Origin of the sequence: Marinilactibacillus piezotolerans (genome assembly GCF_900169305.1) — a bacterium.
GTDB lineage: Bacteria > Bacillota > Bacilli > Lactobacillales > Carnobacteriaceae_A > Marinilactibacillus > Marinilactibacillus piezotolerans_A.
In genome coordinates this window covers 153,200-170,212 of record NZ_FWDP01000003.1, presented here as the reverse complement: position 1 = coordinate 170,212, position 17,013 = coordinate 153,200, and the positions used below count along the sequence as shown (strand labels likewise).

The window sequence follows — 17,013 nt, the reverse complement described above, 5'->3', positions numbered from 1 at the left end:
GTTAACATTTACACAATTGATAAATTCTGCCTACATTAAATTTACAAAGTATTGGTATACTTAGTTTGAAATCTGCTTCAGACAGTACACACAACCTTATAGGCATCATACATATTCATCTGACAGCAATGCTCAGCCGTTGAATTTCATAGAGCTGAGATTGTTGTGTTCATAATTAACTTTTTTCTTATACATGATAAACACCACTTTGAAAGGATCGATTTTATCATGAAAACTTTAAACTTAGCGCATAGAGGATTTAGCGGTCAATATCCTGAAAATACGATGATCGCATTTGAAAAAGCATACGAAACAGGTGCAGACGGAATTGAATTAGATGCACAACTAACCAAAGATGGTGAAGTTGTTTTGTTTCACGATGAGACATTGGAACGATTGACCAATGGAAAAGGGCATCTGACAGATCATACACTAAATGAACTGAAGGCTTATTCAATCAACTGCCAGATTCAAGCAGGATTGCCAGAACAAAAAATTCCTACATTAAGGGAATACTTCGACTGGGTGCAAGATAAAAACTTTGTGACCAACATTGAGTTAAAAACAGCTACAAGTGAAAATATTGGACTAGAAGAAAAGGTCTTAGACCTGATCGAAGACTATCATCTAGAAGATCAAATCATCATTTCGTCCTTCCATAGAGGAAATATGGTCCGCGTAAAAAGGTTGAATCCGAACATTCAAACTGGCCTTTTAGTCGCCGGCTGCAATGAACGAATCATTCAGACGACTAAAGAGCTGGGCATGGACTACATTCATCCGCATGCATTATGCCTGGATGAAGAATTAGTAGAAGTAGCGAATTCATATAACCTCAAGATCAACACATGGACAGTGAATGAAAAAGCTGATCTAGAAAAAGCTGAAAAAGCGGGCATCAATGCAATTATCACCGACTTCCCGAATCGATTAAGAAAAATCCAAGAGAAGCAGTCAGCTTCTGTTTAATCCGTTCCCTCTTTACAATTAAACACCCTTTAAGTCAGGTATCTCTGTAAAAATCAGAGGTATCTGTCTTTTTTTGTTGTTAAATAAAGGTCGGATTCAGCGAGATAAAACGAGAAGTGGTAGATAACGCACTGAATAAGGGCTGAATTCGTCGAGATAAAACGAGAAGTGGTGAATAACGCACTGAATAAGGGCGGGATTCAGCGAGATAAAACGAGAAGCGGTAAATAACGTACTGAATAAGGGCTGAATTCGTCGAGATAAAACGAGAAGTGGTAGATAACGTACTGAATAAGGGGTGAATTCGTCGAGATAAAACGAGAAGTGGTGAATAACGCACTGAATAAGGGCGGGATTCAGCGAGATAAAACGAGAAGCGGTAAATAACGTACTGAATAAGGGTCGCATTCAGCGAGATAAAAAGAGAAGTGATAAATAAAGGATCGAATAGATGCTGAGATTCATTACATTAAATAAATAGCTGCCTTGTCTGATACTTAAGATTTAGTTATTGATAATGCAAAAGGCGCTAGAACAAGTAAAGAGATAATTTTTACAAAATTGATAAATTCCCAAAATTTTATTAACACGATAGCTAGCAAAAAATTTACAGTCTTTTTTTATAATTGGATAATAGACTAGTAGAAGGAGGCAACCTTAATGATTCTCACTGCTCATTCCGGAAGTGATGGAACACCTGATAACAGCTTGACATTTGTAGAAAAAATGATGGAATATCCTGTTCCAGCGATAGAAATTGATGTGCGCAAAGCGTCAAATGGAAAGCTGTACTTGAAGCACGACGCTATTCATTCAGATGAAGAAGCTGAGCTGTTACTCAGTTTAGATACGTTATTCCGTACGACTTTCCGAAAAAAATCTGCTGTTATGGTGAACTGTGACTTAAAAGAAGAAAAGCTTGAAGCCGAAGTAAAATGGTTAGCGGATAAGTGGGAATTATATGACCGGGTTGTCTTTTCAGGTAAAGTTGATCCTGAACATGTTTCTGTATGGGATCGGGATAAAATCTTCTACAATATCGAAAACTGTCTGCCGAATATCCGTGGAGTGAAGCAATTAAAAAAAGCCCATTTTGATGTGGTCCATTATTTCTGTCGAAAGTATAATATTCATACATTGAATATCAACGAAAGCCTATGTTCAAAAGAATGGATCGAATACTGCCATGAAAATCAATTGCGCTTATCTGTCTGGACGGTTGATCAATTTGACAGAATCGAGGAGTTAAAAGCGCAGAATGTGTATAATGTGACTACTTGCCGAGCGCTAGCTTATCTTCATCAAAGAGAGAAAACCATTGAAGGACAGAGCGGCATCTCAACTAAAATGGCAGAATAAATCAAAAGAAGTTAGTCAAGAAATTGTCGGCAGCTCAAAAAAATTTGATAAAAAATTTCATACACTTTCTAATGAAAAAACTGTCTTTTTCGGAAGACAGTTTTTTTATTAAAAGATAAAAGCAGCTAAAAATATACACTATATAGAATTTTTATACACATTAATATTTGATTTGAATAAATGAAAACCATATCATACAAAAAAGCAAATGCCTTGATCACTTAATTATATATAGGTATATACCAGATATTCCATATTAGTATAGAATAATCATTAATAAAATTCAGTCTCAACGATTAAATAAAGAACATAACAAATTGTAAGCATATTGTTTAAATTGAATAATTGATTTATAATACAATTTAATGTAAATAGATTAAATACAGATGGGACGAGTGAAATAAACATGATCAGGAAGAGTAAAGGTTCAATTGGATTATTTGCAGTGGTTGCTTTTGTCGCGGCGCTGTTATTCCCCATGCCAGTAAGTGCTGAAGGCGAAAGCTATATCATTGCAACGGATGTGACCTACGCTCCGTTTGAATTTCAAAATGAAGAAGATGAATACGTAGGAATTGATATTGATATATTAGAAGCGATCGCTGAAGATCAAGGATTCGAATATGAACTTAGACCGATGAACTTCAGTGCAGGACTGCAGGCGCTGGAAACTAACCAGGTCGATGGAATGATTGCCGGGATGAGTATTACGCCCGAACGTGAGGAAGCTTTTGATTTCTCCGAACCGTATTTTGATGCCGGTCCAGTAGTCGCTGTGCAAGAGGATAATGAAGAAATTCAATCCTACGCTGATCTAGAAGGAAAGACAGTAGCTGTTAAAGTGGGAACGGTAGGAGCAGAATTAGCTGAGGAAATCAATCAGGATTATCCTATTGAAATCAATCAGTTTGAAGACTCTGCTACAATGTATGAGGATGTTTTAGCCGGGCACTCGGATGCTGCTATTGAGGATTATCCTGTTATGGCGTATGCTATCCAACAAGGACTGGCCTTGCGTTTATCTACTGAACCTGAATCAGGTAGTTCTTATGGATTTGCCGTAAACAAAGAACAGAATCCTGAGCTGCTTGAAATGTTCAATGCCGGTTTAGTCAATATCATGGAAGACGGCACATATGATGAAATAGTAGAAAGATATTTAGGTGAAAGTCCGGAAGCAGCAGCCAACAATGGATTTTTCGGGTTGCTTGAACGGAACTTCGGCAGATTGATGACTGGATTAGTGCGCACGTTGATTTTAACCCTTGTTTCATTTGCTATTGCATTGCTTGCAGGAACAATTATCGGTTTATTCAGTGCAACGCCAAGCAAAGCATTAAATATCATTGCAGATATTTATGTAACGATTTTACGCGGTATACCATTGATCGTTTTAGCTTTCTTTATGTATTTTACTGTTCCTCAATTATTAGGAATACAGATTACAGCATTCATGGCTGGAGTAATCACCCTTAGTTTAAATACAACAGCTTACGTTGCTGAACAAGTCCGAGGGGGAATTGCTGCTGTAGAAAAAGGCCAACTAGAAGCTGCCCGCAGTTTAGGGTTGCCGTACGGCGTTTCAATGCGAAAAGTCGTAATACCGCAGGCTATCAAGATTATGATTCCTTCATTGATCAATCAATTTGTCATTACTTTGAAAGATACTTCTATTCTTTCTGTTATCGGTATAGTGGAATTGACTCAGACAGGGCGTATCATTATTGCGCGTTCTTATCAGTCAAGTTCGATGTGGATCATTGTAGGGTTGATTTACTTGATCATCATCACTTTATTAACTAAACTATCGAATCTGATTGAAAGGAGACTAGTAAAGAATGGCTAAACTTAAAACAGAACAACTGAAGAAAAGCTTTGGGGACTTAGAAGTATTAAAAGGTTTGGATCTAGAAGTCAAAGAAGGCGAGATCGTTGTGATCATCGGCCCGTCTGGTTCAGGAAAAAGTACATTCCTGCGTTGTATGAACTTGCTGGAAGAAGTCAATGGCGGCAAAGTCATCGTGGATGGTCATGACTTGACAGATCCTTCTCAAAATATCAACAATGTCCGTGAAAATATCGGAATGGTTTTTCAGCAGTTCAATCTTTTTCCGCATCTGTCTGTAACGGATAATATTACGCTTGCGCCGAAACAGCTGAAAAAACTGTCTAACAGTGAAGGAAAAGAGCTGTCTCTGAAACTTTTGAAAAGTGTTGGGATGGAAGATAAAGCGGAGGTCTATCCGAGCTCATTATCTGGAGGTCAGAAACAGCGTGTGGCGATAGCTAGAGCGCTAGCGATGGATCCGGATATCATGCTGTTCGATGAACCGACCAGTGCACTGGACCCGGAGATGGTCGGCGAAGTACTGGCTGTTATGAAGCGTCTGGCACAGGAAGGTATGACGATGGTAGTCGTTACGCACGAAATGGGCTTCGCCAGAGAAATGGCGGATCGCGTCATTTTTATGGACGGCGGGTATATTGTTGAGACAGGCACACCTGAAGAAATTTTCAGCACCCCGAAACATGAGCGTACCCGTGACTTTTTAGATAAAGTATTATAAGGGAAAGCACTTCAGAAAAGGATATCTCCTCTTTCTGAAGTGCTTTTTTTCTTAAAGAATCAATATGAAACGTCTGGTTCCCTGGATAATTGAAGTGCCTGGTTGAGAAAAAGTGTCAGGATTATTTTTAAGCGGAAATTAAGGATTATTCTAATTGATTATCGGATTTTAATAGGAATAATTAGGGCAAAAATACCTATGAAAGCAAAAAAAAGAAATCCATAAGAGTACGAAAATGTTTCGATGACCAAACCTGCTAATGAAGAACCAAAGGTCTGACCTAGACCTAATAAGAGAAAAGATAAATTGACACCTAAATCTGGAGATTCAGGGAAGCATTTTGTTCCCCATACTAGAAGGATACCTGTCATTGCAATATAAGCTGTACCAAATAGAGTAGCGGGAAGGTAGAGAATCAGGGTCTGTGAAATGACCATCAGTCCTATAGCTAAAATAAGTAAATTCAAAAAAATTCTATAAACAAAAGATATACCCTTCGATTGGATCAAAACGCCCGCCAAGCTACCTCCGATACCCGCGATACACATTACGATCCAGAATAAAACACTGTTATTCCAGCCGTAAACAGCTGTAAGAAAACTTTTTGAAAATGTCCAGTAAATAGATGAACTGAAACCTATGATAAAAGATGCCGGCAGAAGATAGGCGGAAGTTTTAATTACTTGTTTAATGCGAATAGTGAATCGTATCTAGTTCCATCGCTTCTTTTAGTGGTCGAAAGTCTCTGAGCTCTTGGTGCATATGGCGTAAGCTGTCTTTTTCTCCATTGATGGCATAGAGAAAGAGTTTCATGACTTGTTCGAATGTCAGTTTTTTTCTGTACTCATTAAATGACCGTATCGATTTTTGAGCAGTTGGGCTCATTGTTTTTAAATTTATTGGTGAAAACCATTTATTTATGGTTCGTTTTGTTTTATACTTATCCGTGTTGTGGTCCTTTGTGTGTGTCTTGGATAAGTCATCCATTCCCAGTATAAAGGACTTTTTTACGTTATGGAAGAAGGTATAATTTTACTGCAACACTAGTGATACAGAACATAAAAAATAAATCCAAACAAAAATAACAAATAGATACACTTTAAGCCGGTTAAAAGAAAAATGTAGTGTAGGGCAGTTTATATTGTGTGATCGCTTGATTGTCTATTATAATGGAGTGAGAAATCAACTGAACATTTTCAAAGATGGAGATAACTGTCTACTACGTAAAGGAAAGGATTGAGTTTATGTCAAATCAAGAAATGAAACAATATGATGCACCAAAAGAAGTTAAAGAGATTGATGTGATCAATACGTACGAACTGGAAGAAAAAGCAAGTAAGATTATTCCGAAAGGCGGCTTTGGTTACATTTCCGGAGCATCTGGAGATGAGTATACAAAACAGCGCAACATCAGCTCTTTCAATGACAAAGGGATTTTGCCGAGAGTACTGGCGGATGTTGAATATCCGGATTTGAGTACATCCATCTTAAATCATAAGTTGAAAGTTCCGTTTATCATGGCACCGATTGCTGCCCATGGATTAGCTCATGAAACAAAAGAAGCAGGAACAGCTAGAGGAGTTGCTGAATTTGGAACGATCATGTCGATCAGTGCCTATTCCGGTGCGACTTTTGAAGAAATTGAAAAAGGATTAAATGGATCTCCGCGCTGGTTCCAGCTGTATATGAGTAAAGACGATGAACTGAACAAAGCGATTGTCGACGAAGCTAAAAAAGATGGTGCTACTGCCATTATTCTGACAGCTGATGCAACATTAAGCGGTAATAGAGAAACAGATATCCGCAACCAGTTTGTCTATCCTTTTGGAATGCCGATCGTTTCGCGTTATTTGACTGGATCAGGTGAACGTATGTCGCTGAATAACATCTATGCACAATCCAAACAGAAAATCAGCCCGAAAGATGTTGAGTTTCTGTCCAGCTATTCTGAGCTGCCGATCATTGTCAAAGGGATCCAAACACCGGAAGATGCGCTGCTGGCCATCGGTGCCGGAGCTGCTGGAATCTGGGTTTCCAACCATGGCGGTCGTCAGTTAGATGGAGCGCCTGGCTCATTTGAAGTACTCGAAGATATTGCGATCGCTGTTGCAGGCCGCGTGCCGATTGTATTTGACAGCGGAATCCGCCGCGGAGAGCATGTCTTCAAAGCAATTGCGTGCGGGGCGGATATTGTTGCACTCGGTCGTCCGATGCTTTACGGCCTAGCTTTAGGCGGCTGGAAAGGGGTCAAATCTGTACTTGAATACTTTGAGACAGATTTAACGCGAGTCATGCAATTGGCAGGCACACAGACAATTGAAGACATTAAACATACAAAACTGTTTAAAAACAGCAGATAGTAGGCAATAAAAATAACCAGACAGCGGATGCTTTTTTAAAGCGTCAGTGTCTGGTTATTTTATTTACTTAACCATAGTAAACTTCATCCAGGAAAAGGCCCTGCGAAGGAACCGTCATTCCGGCATTGCTTCTGACTTTGCTCTCAAAAATCGTATCGATTACTTCCAGTTCGGCTGATCCAGCGCCGATCTCCAGAATCGTTCCCATCATAATTCGAACCATTTTATAAAGGAAACCATTTCCTGTGAAAGTGAAACGCAGCAGATTTCCTTCTTGATGGATCGCAATATCCTCGATCGTACGGACGGTCGATTTTTTTGACTTTTTAAGTGCTGAAAAACCAAGAAAATCATGTTTGCCGATCAGCTTGCGGCAGGCTTCATTCATCTTGTCGAGATCCAGTGGTTCAGGATACTGGTAGCTGTAGTTGCGCTCGAAAGCTGATGGTATGGCATGGTTCCATACATAATAATGATAGGTCTTTCCCACTGCATGATACCGAGAATGAAACCGCTCAGGCACTTCTTCCAGCTTTTTGACAATGATATCATTTGGAAGATACCGAATCAGTCGATCGTGCATCTCTTTAAGCTCCATGGCGGAAGCAGTTTTAAAATTTGCGACCTGTCCATTGGCATGGGTTCCCGCATCCGTTCGACCAGAACCGATAATCTCGGTGGGCATTCCTGTCATTTCTGTCAGAAGCTGTTCTATTTTACCCTGTATTGTCTTATCCGTGTCACCGAGTCTCTGCCAGCCCAAGTACCTATAGCCGTCATACTCGATCGTCATTTTAATATTTCTCATTTTACCCCTCTTATTCATCTGATCCTAAATGGACTCTTCTGATATGCTTATGGAATCATTATGAGTATACCTGATATAGACAATAACTCAAACAAGTGATGAAAGATACTTGCCTGAGTTGCGGCTCCTTATCTGAACTAATGGATGTCTTCAATGTTGATCAAAGCTTCAATTGCTTCTGGATCTCCGACATCCACGCTGACATCGTGCGCCGAATCAATCAGGTCCTGTGTGTAGACGCTGACGCCGTCTTTCACTTCGAGCTCTGGGACGTTCTCTTCCCAGCGCAGGGGTACATCATATACGGTGATGGTTCCATTGCCGTTGCTTTTATACGTAATACTTCCATCTACTAAGCGAGTACCGGACAGCTGAACAACATCATGAGGATAAGTTGCACTGTGCTCATCATTGGGGTTTAAAGCCGTTCCGCTCGGTATCTTCTCTACGTTTAATGTATCGATGTCCTGATTCGGTCCGAGCTGCAGCCAGATGCGGGCATATTCAATCTGCTCGCTGGAGTATGCTGAAAGCGGATCAGAAGCTGTTGTATCTTCACTATCCTTTTCTGTAGATTCTTCTTCGTTTACGCTGGTTTCAGAAGAGGTGCTACCCGAAGAGTCTGTTTCACTATGTACAGAAGTGTTTTCTGGCTGCTCCGATTCATCCGTTTCTTCTTCATCCGTTATGGTGGATGCAGCGGGCGAAGCGTTTTCTGTATTTGCTTGGTCAGCTTCTTCCGGGCTGCTCTGATCACTGGAACAACCGCTAACAGCAAGCAGAATAACGCTTAGTGAGATATAAAATAACTTGTATTTTGACATAAACTTGCACTCCTTTACTTATATATTCACTATAATACAGATCGAAAGATTTTTACAGAGGCAGTTGCAAAAACGGTTTCAGCACATTACTGAATAGGGGATAAGCAGCTGGTTTATTTTCGATTAAATGTTATAGTTAAAGCACGCTATTCAACTAAAGACCATCAAGTTTTGCGCGAGCTGGTTACCTAAGTGCAGATATTTGTATTTTTCAAGTTTATTTAACCTTAAAAAGGAGAGGATAAAATTGTTTTTACAACTAGTGAGTTTGCTTTCAGGAATAATAATGGTAGGACTTGGACTCTTTTTAATGCTGCATAAGAATGTTGAAGAAAAATGGAAGAGAACCTATAAAGCAGTTGGGGGATTCATCATTATTATTGGCATAGCTGGAACGATCGTGTTATGGATCAACTGATATTTTTTGCGTAACCAGTATACATAAAGTAAAAGCGATGACCATTTTATAGGGTGATCGCTTTTTATGGTTTTAGAATTACATTTATTCTAGTGACTTTCTGGATGATACGTCCATTCACTTTCTGCGTCTCCGGTATTCACGGTTCCTTTAGGTTCAATCAGTAAAACATGAACTTCTGAATCGGCGACTGGCTTGTGTTCCACACCTTTAGGAATGGTCAGACTTTCTCCTGGTTCTAAAATGATGTCTCTGTCTCGAAACTTTATGGTCAGTGTTCCTTTTATCACGAGAAACATCTCATCTTCTTCATGTTTGTGCCAGATAAATTCATCTTTCAATTTAACGGCTTTCACATGGGTATCATTTACTTCTGCTATGATTTGAGGCTGCCAGTATTCTGAAAGAGAAGCAAACTGTTCATCAAAATTGATTTTCTCCATAAGATCGACTCCTTTAGTAAAGTTCAACTTTAAAAATCTATATTTACAGTATACAGGAAAAGGAGATAGGGGAATGGGAAGAGTTTCACCGTGAATCACTAAACCAAATATATGTTTCTATACCTGAAAGATTTTGTTAGAATAAAAGCAACAATAGAGTAGGGACGGGTGAGAGAAAAAATGAGGATTTTACATACAGCAGACTGGCATATTGGGAAAATCGTCAATGAATTTTCCATGCTGGAGGATCAGGAATATTATCTGAATCAGTTAGTAGATAGAGTAAAAGAGCAAGAAGTTGATGTGCTGATCATGGCAGGGGACTTATACGACCGGGCGATTCCGCCTAAAGAAGCGGTGACACTAGCAAACAGCATTCTGACGCGTTTGATCAAGGAAGTCGGAATTCCCGTGCTGGCGATTGCCGGAAACCATGACAGTAATGAGCGTTTGGAATATGCGGCGGAATTACTGGAAACGAGCAACTTGTTCATTGAAGGAACCGTCAAAACGGAGACCAGAAAAGTCACCATTGAAGGTATGAACTTTTATCTGCTGCCGTTTTCGGATCATATCACAACCAGACAATTGCTTGGACAAGAAGAAATCAAAGATTTAGAAGATGCGACCAGAGCACAGGTTGAATTAATGAAAGAGAACCTGAATCCGGAAGAAGTGAATATTCTGATTGCACACGGGTATATCGTGAATCAGACCAAAGAATCCGTAGAAGATAGTGATTCAGAAAGACCACTGAGTATCGGAACCGCTGAATTTGTAGATGCCAGTCTATTTGAACCGTTTGACTATGTTGCCTTAGGCCATTTGCACAAGGCACAGAAAGTCAAATGGGATAAAATCAGATACAGCGGCTCTCCTTTAAAATACTCTAAATCTGAAGTGCCGCACAAAAAGAAAAGCTGGATTGTAGAGATCGAAAAAGACAAACTTGAGCTGGAACCTGTCGAAATCGAACCGCTGAGAGACATGCAAGTGCTGCGTGGAACGTTTGAGGAACTGATGCAACACGAGTCTATGCATTATACCTTCTTTGAGCTGGAAGATAAAAACTATGTCATGGATGCCATGAATCAGCTTAGAAGGCGCTATCCTTATGCGATGGGACTGGAGTACATCAGCCGCGAAACGGTTGCAGCAGAAAAAGCACAGCAGACGCAGGAATCCATGCAGAAGAAAACGATGGTCGAATTATTTGCCGACTTTTATGAAACCTATAAAGGTGAAACGATGGACGAAAACCAGAAAACAGAAATCGAACAAGTGATGAATGACATTCAGAGAGGAGAATGGTAATGCGCCCGTTAAGGCTGACAATGAATGCATTTGGACCCTATAAAGGGAAAGTAGAGATTGATTTTACCCAGCTTGCCCAGTCTTCACTCTTTTTAGTAAGCGGACCAACAGGAGCAGGAAAGACGACCATTTTTGATGCGATCGCCTATGCACTGTTTGATCAGGCAAGCGGTGATGCGCGCCAGAGAGATACGTTCAAATCGCAATTCTCAAAGGATACAGATCTTTGTTATGTGGAACTGGAATTCGAATTAGGAGAGAACCGTTATTTGATCCACCGGGAACCAACGCAGATTGGCCCGGGTACACGTTCAAAAACTAAACAGATCCAATCTAACATTGCTTTTCATCATGATCATGAAGTCACTACAAAAGTCTCTGAAGCGAATAAAGAGATACAGCAGCTGATTGGGCTGACGTACGATCAGTTCAGACAGATTGTTATGCTGCCGCAAGGGGCATTCAAGAAAATGCTGGAGTCAGACAGCGGAGAAAAAGAAAAAATCTTCCGGAATATTTTCCAGACAGATCAGATCGAAAGGTTTCAGGAGAAACTGAAAGAGCAGGAAAGAACGCTGGCCAATCAGCGTAAAAGCTACGAACAGGCTCTGCAGCAAGCTTTTGCCAATATCGCTGTAAAAGAGAATGAAGTGCTCGAAAAAGCCATTGAACAATTTGATGTCGAACGTATCCTGACGATACTAAACGAAACGATCAATCTTGAAGAACATTCATTAGCAGAGACGAAAGAGACGATTCTGCTGCTGCAAAAAGATGTTAAACTCCAGGAACAATTGATTGGATGGATAGAGCAAAAAGAGCAGTATAGCGGCGAAAAAGAAATACTGGATGAACAAAAAGAAGAGATCGTCCGAAAAGAAGCAGCTTTACAGGATCACATAAAGGCAGAAAAGGTAGCGACTGCTGAACAATCGGTTAAAGAAGCCGCCGCACAACTGCAAAAGCAGCAAAATGAACTGACTAGATTAAAGACGAAAGAATCCGACTTATCTGAAAAGTCGAAAGAGGCGGCAGAGAATCTAGCGGCTGCGAAAAAAGCGATGGAGCAGCTGCAGACGCTCCGAGATGAAATCGTTGAACTAAAAGAACAGTTGAAATTAATGGGTCTGATCAAAGAAAAGGAAGAGCTGATCCAAACGCAGCATCAGAAAACCAAAGAAACAGATCAGCAACTGGCTGAGCTCGAAAAAGAACTGGAAACCTCTACTGAAGAAATGCAAAAAATAGAAGCAACACTAGAATTGATTGCAGAACTGCGCCAGACAATGCAAGAATTGCAGAATTCTATGACCCAACTTACAGAGGATCTGCATAAAGGTGAACGAAGAAAAGAACAGCTGGAAAGTATCTGTGCCCTTCAAAAAGAAGAGAGCACCATGAGAGAAGACTGCGAGGAAGCGAAAGCGGCTCAAAAATCTGCTTACTTGGAATTGGTTCAAGCCAAGCAAGCTTACTATACTGATTTGGCCAGCCAGCTAGCAGCCGAATTAGAAGCAGATGAACCGTGTCCTGTATGCGGATCGACGCATCACCCTGCTGTTGCAGTGGCGCAGAAACCAACTGTGACGAAAGAAACATTGGAAGAGCTGGAACATAAAGAAAAAACAAGACAGACGCACTATACCCAAATCGAAGCAGCTTTGAAACACTGCTCTGAAGATATAGAGTCGCACTGCAAATCATTAAATATCGAGCCGCAAGAGGCAGAGTCTGCCTATGCAAACAGTCTGGAAGAAGAAAAAGCAATTCAAGCCGAGCTGAAGAAGCAGAAAAAAGAAGCTGATAAAGCAAAGAAACAAATTGCTGAAGAGGCAGAACTGAAAGCTCAACTGGAAACCGTTCGTCAGAATGAATACCAGACAAAAGCGGCTATCCAAAAAGCTCAATCTGAGCATGGTTTTGCAGTTTCTCGGATAAAAGAATTATTTGAAGAAAAAGAAGAAATGACTGAAAAAGTGCAATATGATGCTGAACCGGTAATCCAGTCAGCGTTAAAAACAAAAGAACAAAGGATCCAAACGATCGAAAAAGACTATGAAACAGCTCAACAGAGTGTCAATCAGTTAAGTAATGAACAGTCTGCTGCTGCGGCAGCGATCGAAACAACGAAAAAACAAATCACTGAAACTGAGGCACAACTGTCACAAAAACAAGAGATGTTTGAGCAAGTGCGAGAAGACAGTCAGTTAGGCGAAGCATTTTCAGCGTATGTACTTGAGCAGTCGGTCCAGTCGGCTTATAAAGCAGCGGTAGAAAGCTATCAGCAGGCAGCAGTCATCAATCAGGACCGCTTGAAACAAGTAGAAGAACAATTGGCAACTGTTGATGATCTGCAAGCTTTGGAAGTCTATCAAGAATCTCTTCACTCAGCTGAAGAACAAATGAAGGAACTGGAAGCTAAGCGAGACGAATGGCTGACGGCTTATGTTCAGAACAAGAAAGCAAAAGAAACGATTCAACTTTATCAAGGTCAAAGTGCAGAAGTAGAAGAAAGATACCAGCTGATAGGTGAGCTTTCCAGACTGGCAAATGGAACAAAAGAGACCGACTACATATCTTTTGAACGCTATGTGTTGGGCATTTATTTTGAAGAAATTTTACTGGCGGCAAATCAGCGCTTCAGCCAGATGACAAATCATCGCTATGAACTGCAGCGGCAGATAGAACGCGGAAAAGGTGCTGGGAAACAAGGACTGGATATGGAAGTTTTTGATCACTATACCGGGAAAAAAAGAAGTGTGCACACCTTATCTGGCGGCGAGACATTCAAAGCATCGTTAGCATTAGCATTAGGGCTGAGCGATGTCATTCAAAACCAGAACGGCGGAGTCAGTGTGGATACACTATTTGTAGATGAAGGGTTTGGGACGCTGGATTCCGACTCCCTGGATATGGCGGTTCAGACATTACTGGATCTGCATCAGAAAGGAAGATTAGTCGGAATTATTTCACATGTGGATGAACTGAAAACTCGGATTCCTGCACATATCGTTGTGGATAAAACAGCGACGGGCAGTACAGCTTATATTCAAAAGTAAGGTAAGTATACGCCAAGCGTCTTTCCTTTAATTCTCAGGTGAATGAGCGTTATAATATCTATAGAAGATAAAGATGCTTTTCACAAAGAAAACAATGAGAGGAAGGATTTAATTGAATCAAGAACAATTCGAACGTATGAAGTCAGGAAAAGGATTTATCGCGGCGCTGGATCAGAGCGGCGGAAGTACACCGAAAGCCTTAAAAGCATATGGTATTGAAGAAGATGCTTATTCTTCAGATGCAGAAATGTTTACGATCGTTCACGAGATGAGAACCCGCATCATCAAAAGTCCGGCGTTTACGTCAGATCATATTTTAGGGGCTATTTTATTTGAAAATACGATGGACCGCTTAATAGATGATAAATATACGTCAGATTATCTATGGGAAGAAAAAGGCGTCGTGCCGTTCTTGAAAGTCGACAAAGGACTGGCTGAAGAGGTGGATGGTGTACAGATCATGAAGCCGATGCCAGACTTGGATGCTTTGCTGAAAAGAGCTGTAGACCGTAATGTATTTGGTACTAAAATGCGTTCTGTCATCAAATCTGCCAATAAAGATGGTATCAAAAAAGTCGTCGATCAGCAGTTTGAAGTAGCACAGCAGATTGCAGATGCCGGATTGATTCCGATCATTGAACCAGAAGTGGATGTTTACAGCGAAGACAAAGAACAATCAGAAGAATTGCTGAAAAATGAAATCCAGTCTCACTTGGATCAATTAAACGAAGGAACAAAAGTAATGCTGAAATTAACGATTCCGACCAAAGCCAATCAGTACGAAGAACTTACTGAGCATCCGAATGTTGTCCGAGTCGTTGCCTTGTCCGGCGGTTATAGCCGAGATGAAGCAAACGAGAAACTGTCTCAAAATAAAGGAGTTATTGCTAGCTTCTCTCGCGCCTTGTCAGAAGACTTGAGCGCAGATCAGACGGATGAAGAATTTAATCAACACTTATCGGATGCCATTGAATCTATTTATAAAGCTTCCGTTTCACCTGAATAGAACAGTGTGAGGAAAGGAGCAGCTAAATGGCTGCTCCTTTTATATTAAGGCAGCACAAATGATATGTATGTTTTTCTGCAGTTTATGCTTTTCCGTGCAAACTTTTCAGACGAAAAACAGGAAATAATTGATTTTTAAAGGGGGGCAACGAATCGTTGCTCCCTTTTTTGAGTCTATTTATGATAGGCTTTGACTATTATTAGGTACAAATTTAGAAAGGAGTTGACTTGATGCAAGAAAAGGAATTAAAGTACTGGCATATTATGGTCTTTTGTACCATCTATCTAACAGCAGATTTAATCCATAACGTATACGATGCACAGTTTGATTTGTTCCTTTTTTATGCTCAAATCTTTATCGTTTATATACTCGCTACTTCAGTGTATTATTTATTCAATCACAGCAGTTTCGCTCCTGTTTCCACAGAAAAAGCGGCAGGAATGATCATACTGATCGGCATTTTACTGATGAGTATAAGCTTCGGGTCAAGGGTTGTTCATTCAGACCTGTTAGTGTGAAAAATAAAATATGTCTTTTTATGAATATTTATTCATTAAAATGATTGACTGACTCTTCTCTGACCGGTACAATAATCTAAATTATACGTAATGAAAGAAGGTCGAGAGACAATGAATAAAGTATATACAAAAAATATCCAAATGGTTATTCAAAAATTGCGTCCGGAATTACAGGCGTTAAGTGAATACATATATGATCACCCCGAACTGGGGCATAAGGAATTTCTTTCTTCTAAAGCACATGTTGATTTGCTTGAAAAACATGGGTTTGAAGTGGAATATCCTTATTTAGGTATAGAAACTGCCTTTAGAGCGGTGTATAAAGGGGAAAAAGAAGGACCAGCCATTGCGTATCTCTCTGAATTTGATGCGCTGCCTGGTATTGGTCATGGATGTGGTCACAATTTATTAGGAACAACAGATACAGGCGCCGGAATAGCCCTTTCTAAACTGGTAGATGAAATCGGCGGGACGGTCGTTGTTTTAGGAACTCCAGCGGAAGAAACCAATGGAGATAAAGTGACGATGGCAGCTGCCGATACTTTCGATGACATTGATGTAGCGTTCTGCACACATCCATCAGACGGCTACTATGCGAGCGGAACCTCTATGGCGATGGAAGCTGTTGAATTCCGTTTTTACGGAAAAACTTCTCATGCAGCAGCAGCGCCTTTTGAAGGCATTAATGCTTTGGATGCCTGCTTGAATACCTTCAATAATATTAATGCCCTCAGACAACAACTTCGACCTTCTGCTCGTGTGCACGGCGTCATAAAAGAGGGTGGGGAAGCGGCAAACATTATCCCTGATTACACTAGAGCAGAGTTTTATGTACGGGCAATGGACATGCCTTATTTAAATGAGCTTAGAGAAAAAGTCATTCAATGTGCAGAAGCCGGTGCGATGGCAGCAGGATGCAAGATGGAGTGGGGTCACTACGAAGCCAGCTACCAAAATCTGATTACAAATGAGACACTGTCCAACCAATTTAATCAGAATATGAAAGAGCTGGGGATCGAAATGCAAGTTGAAGAACGTGATTCAATGGGGTCAATGGACATGGGAAACGTCAGTCAGGTTGTCCCTGCCATTAATCCATATTTCGAGATTACAAGCGGAAAATTTGTTTCGGCCCATACCGTTGAATTCAGAGACTGCACGAAAACAGAAGCGGCTTATGACGGAATGGAAAAGACCATTGCGGCGTTCACGCAAACGGCAATTGATCTCATTACAAATGAACCATTGCTGCAAGCGGTGAAAGAAGAATTTAAACAAACTATGTTGAAGCAGGGTTAATTAAATAAAAAAGGCGCTTGGGACGAGAGAATGTAAAGCTCTTTTATATAGATTAACCGAGTAGAACTG

General features: G+C 40.4%; 16 protein-coding genes. 11 read left to right on the top strand and 5 right to left on the bottom strand.

All coding sequences use genetic code 11. The features are described 5' to 3' along the window. The first annotated feature begins 228 nt into the window (after nt 1-228). From B6F02_RS02655 to B6F02_RS02640, 4 genes are all read left to right on the top strand, one after another. Nucleotides 229-969 (top strand): glycerophosphodiester phosphodiesterase, encoded by a 741-nt coding sequence (locus tag B6F02_RS02655; protein WP_080145861.1) that lies wholly within the window; start codon nt 229-231, stop codon nt 967-969. Nucleotides 970-1,629: 660 nt separating this feature from the next. Continuing rightward, on the top strand, nt 1,630-2,328 hold the full coding sequence (locus B6F02_RS02650; RefSeq protein ID WP_080145860.1) for a glycerophosphodiester phosphodiesterase: 699 nt from the start codon (nt 1,630-1,632) through the stop codon (nt 2,326-2,328). 406 nt (nt 2,329-2,734) lie between these two features. Further along, nucleotides 2,735-4,174: an amino acid ABC transporter substrate-binding protein/permease gene (locus tag B6F02_RS02645; protein WP_080145859.1), complete on the top strand. Its 1,440-nt coding sequence runs from the start codon at nt 2,735-2,737 to the stop codon at nt 4,172-4,174. Next, nucleotides 4,167-4,895: an amino acid ABC transporter ATP-binding protein gene (locus B6F02_RS02640; protein WP_080145858.1), complete on the top strand. Its 729-nt coding sequence runs from the start codon at nt 4,167-4,169 to the stop codon at nt 4,893-4,895. Before B6F02_RS02645 ends, B6F02_RS02640 begins: the two co-directional genes overlap by 8 nt. 158 nt (nt 4,896-5,053) lie before the next feature. Here B6F02_RS02640 and B6F02_RS02635 read toward each other — a convergent pair whose 3' ends face one another. Further along, nucleotides 5,054-5,416, bottom strand: a complete 363-nt coding sequence (locus B6F02_RS02635; protein ID WP_080145857.1) for a hypothetical protein — start codon at nt 5,414-5,416, stop codon at nt 5,054-5,056. Between the two features lie 166 nt (nt 5,417-5,582). After that, entirely contained in the window at nt 5,583-5,780 is a 198-nt protein-coding gene (locus tag B6F02_RS10930; protein ID WP_143745193.1) for a hypothetical protein, read from the bottom strand. A gap of 359 nt (nt 5,781-6,139) precedes the next feature. Between B6F02_RS10930 and B6F02_RS02630 the strand changes: the two genes are divergently transcribed. Then, complete coding sequence (locus B6F02_RS02630; RefSeq protein ID WP_080145856.1) at nt 6,140-7,255, top strand: lactate oxidase; 1,116 nt, start codon at nt 6,140-6,142, stop codon at nt 7,253-7,255. 67 nt (nt 7,256-7,322) lie between these two features. On the opposite strand, the gene truA is transcribed toward B6F02_RS02630, so the two are convergent. Both truA and B6F02_RS02620 read right to left on the bottom strand, forming a co-directional pair. After that, a complete protein-coding gene (truA, locus tag B6F02_RS02625) occupies nt 7,323-8,063 on the bottom strand; it encodes a tRNA pseudouridine(38-40) synthase TruA (protein WP_080145855.1) in 741 nt (246 codons plus the stop codon). A 137-nt stretch (nt 8,064-8,200) separates the two neighbouring features. Then, on the bottom strand, nt 8,201-8,887 hold the full coding sequence (locus B6F02_RS02620; RefSeq protein ID WP_080145854.1) for a hypothetical protein: 687 nt from the start codon (nt 8,885-8,887) through the stop codon (nt 8,201-8,203). Between the two features lie 247 nt (nt 8,888-9,134). On the opposite strand from B6F02_RS02620, the gene B6F02_RS10990 reads away from it, so the two are divergent. Continuing rightward, nucleotides 9,135-9,305: a hypothetical protein gene (locus B6F02_RS10990; RefSeq protein ID WP_179128508.1), complete on the top strand. Its 171-nt coding sequence runs from the start codon at nt 9,135-9,137 to the stop codon at nt 9,303-9,305. Nucleotides 9,306-9,394: 89 nt separating this feature from the next. Here the strand turns inward: B6F02_RS10990 and B6F02_RS02615 are convergent, their stop codons facing one another. Continuing rightward, nucleotides 9,395-9,748 carry a cupin domain-containing protein gene (locus B6F02_RS02615; RefSeq protein ID WP_080145853.1) on the bottom strand — a complete coding sequence of 118 codons (354 nt, stop codon included), beginning with the start codon at nt 9,746-9,748 and terminating at the stop codon, nt 9,395-9,397. A gap of 168 nt (nt 9,749-9,916) precedes the next feature. On the opposite strand from B6F02_RS02615, the gene B6F02_RS02610 reads away from it, so the two are divergent. From B6F02_RS02610 to B6F02_RS02590, 5 genes are all read left to right on the top strand, one after another. Beyond that, complete coding sequence (locus tag B6F02_RS02610) at nt 9,917-11,062, top strand: exonuclease SbcCD subunit D (RefSeq protein ID WP_256864626.1); 1,146 nt, start codon at nt 9,917-9,919, stop codon at nt 11,060-11,062. Continuing rightward, nucleotides 11,062-14,121: an AAA family ATPase gene (locus B6F02_RS02605; protein ID WP_179128507.1), complete on the top strand. Its 3,060-nt coding sequence runs from the start codon at nt 11,062-11,064 to the stop codon at nt 14,119-14,121. Before B6F02_RS02610 ends, B6F02_RS02605 begins: the two co-directional genes overlap by 1 nt. A 112-nt stretch (nt 14,122-14,233) precedes the next feature. Then, nucleotides 14,234-15,127, top strand: coding sequence for a fructose bisphosphate aldolase (locus B6F02_RS02600; RefSeq protein ID WP_080145851.1), 894 nt, complete (start codon nt 14,234-14,236; stop codon nt 15,125-15,127). Between the two features lie 230 nt (nt 15,128-15,357). Continuing rightward, nucleotides 15,358-15,645, top strand: a complete 288-nt coding sequence (locus tag B6F02_RS02595) for a hypothetical protein (protein WP_080145850.1) — start codon at nt 15,358-15,360, stop codon at nt 15,643-15,645. 111 nt (nt 15,646-15,756) lie between these two features. Further along, nucleotides 15,757-16,944: a M20 family metallopeptidase gene (locus tag B6F02_RS02590; protein ID WP_080145849.1), complete on the top strand. Its 1,188-nt coding sequence runs from the start codon at nt 15,757-15,759 to the stop codon at nt 16,942-16,944. Nucleotides 16,945-17,013: the final 69 nt, after the last annotated feature.

Excerpts from the sequence above, each read along its gene's own strand:
- B6F02_RS02655 (WP_080145861.1), top strand. The coding sequence starts at position 229 with ATGAAAACTTTAAACTTAGCGCATAGAGGATTTAGCGGTCAATATCCT.
- B6F02_RS02650 (WP_080145860.1), top strand. The coding sequence starts at position 1,630 with ATGATTCTCACTGCTCATTCCGGAAGTGATGGAACACCTGATAACAGC.
- B6F02_RS02645 (WP_080145859.1), top strand. The coding sequence starts at position 2,735 with ATGATCAGGAAGAGTAAAGGTTCAATTGGATTATTTGCAGTGGTTGCT.
- B6F02_RS02640 (WP_080145858.1), top strand. The coding sequence starts at position 4,167 with ATGGCTAAACTTAAAACAGAACAACTGAAGAAAAGCTTTGGGGACTTA.
- B6F02_RS10930 (WP_143745193.1), bottom strand. The coding sequence starts at position 5,780 with ATGAGCCCAACTGCTCAAAAATCGATACGGTCATTTAATGAGTACAGA.
- B6F02_RS02630 (WP_080145856.1), top strand. The coding sequence starts at position 6,140 with ATGTCAAATCAAGAAATGAAACAATATGATGCACCAAAAGAAGTTAAA.
- truA (WP_080145855.1), bottom strand. The coding sequence starts at position 8,063 with ATGAGAAATATTAAAATGACGATCGAGTATGACGGCTATAGGTACTTG.
- B6F02_RS02620 (WP_080145854.1), bottom strand. The coding sequence starts at position 8,887 with ATGTCAAAATACAAGTTATTTTATATCTCACTAAGCGTTATTCTGCTT.
- B6F02_RS02615 (WP_080145853.1), bottom strand. The coding sequence starts at position 9,748 with ATGGAGAAAATCAATTTTGATGAACAGTTTGCTTCTCTTTCAGAATAC.
- B6F02_RS02605 (WP_179128507.1), top strand. The coding sequence starts at position 11,062 with ATGCGCCCGTTAAGGCTGACAATGAATGCATTTGGACCCTATAAAGGG.
- B6F02_RS02595 (WP_080145850.1), top strand. The coding sequence starts at position 15,358 with ATGCAAGAAAAGGAATTAAAGTACTGGCATATTATGGTCTTTTGTACC.
- B6F02_RS02590 (WP_080145849.1), top strand. The coding sequence starts at position 15,757 with ATGAATAAAGTATATACAAAAAATATCCAAATGGTTATTCAAAAATTG.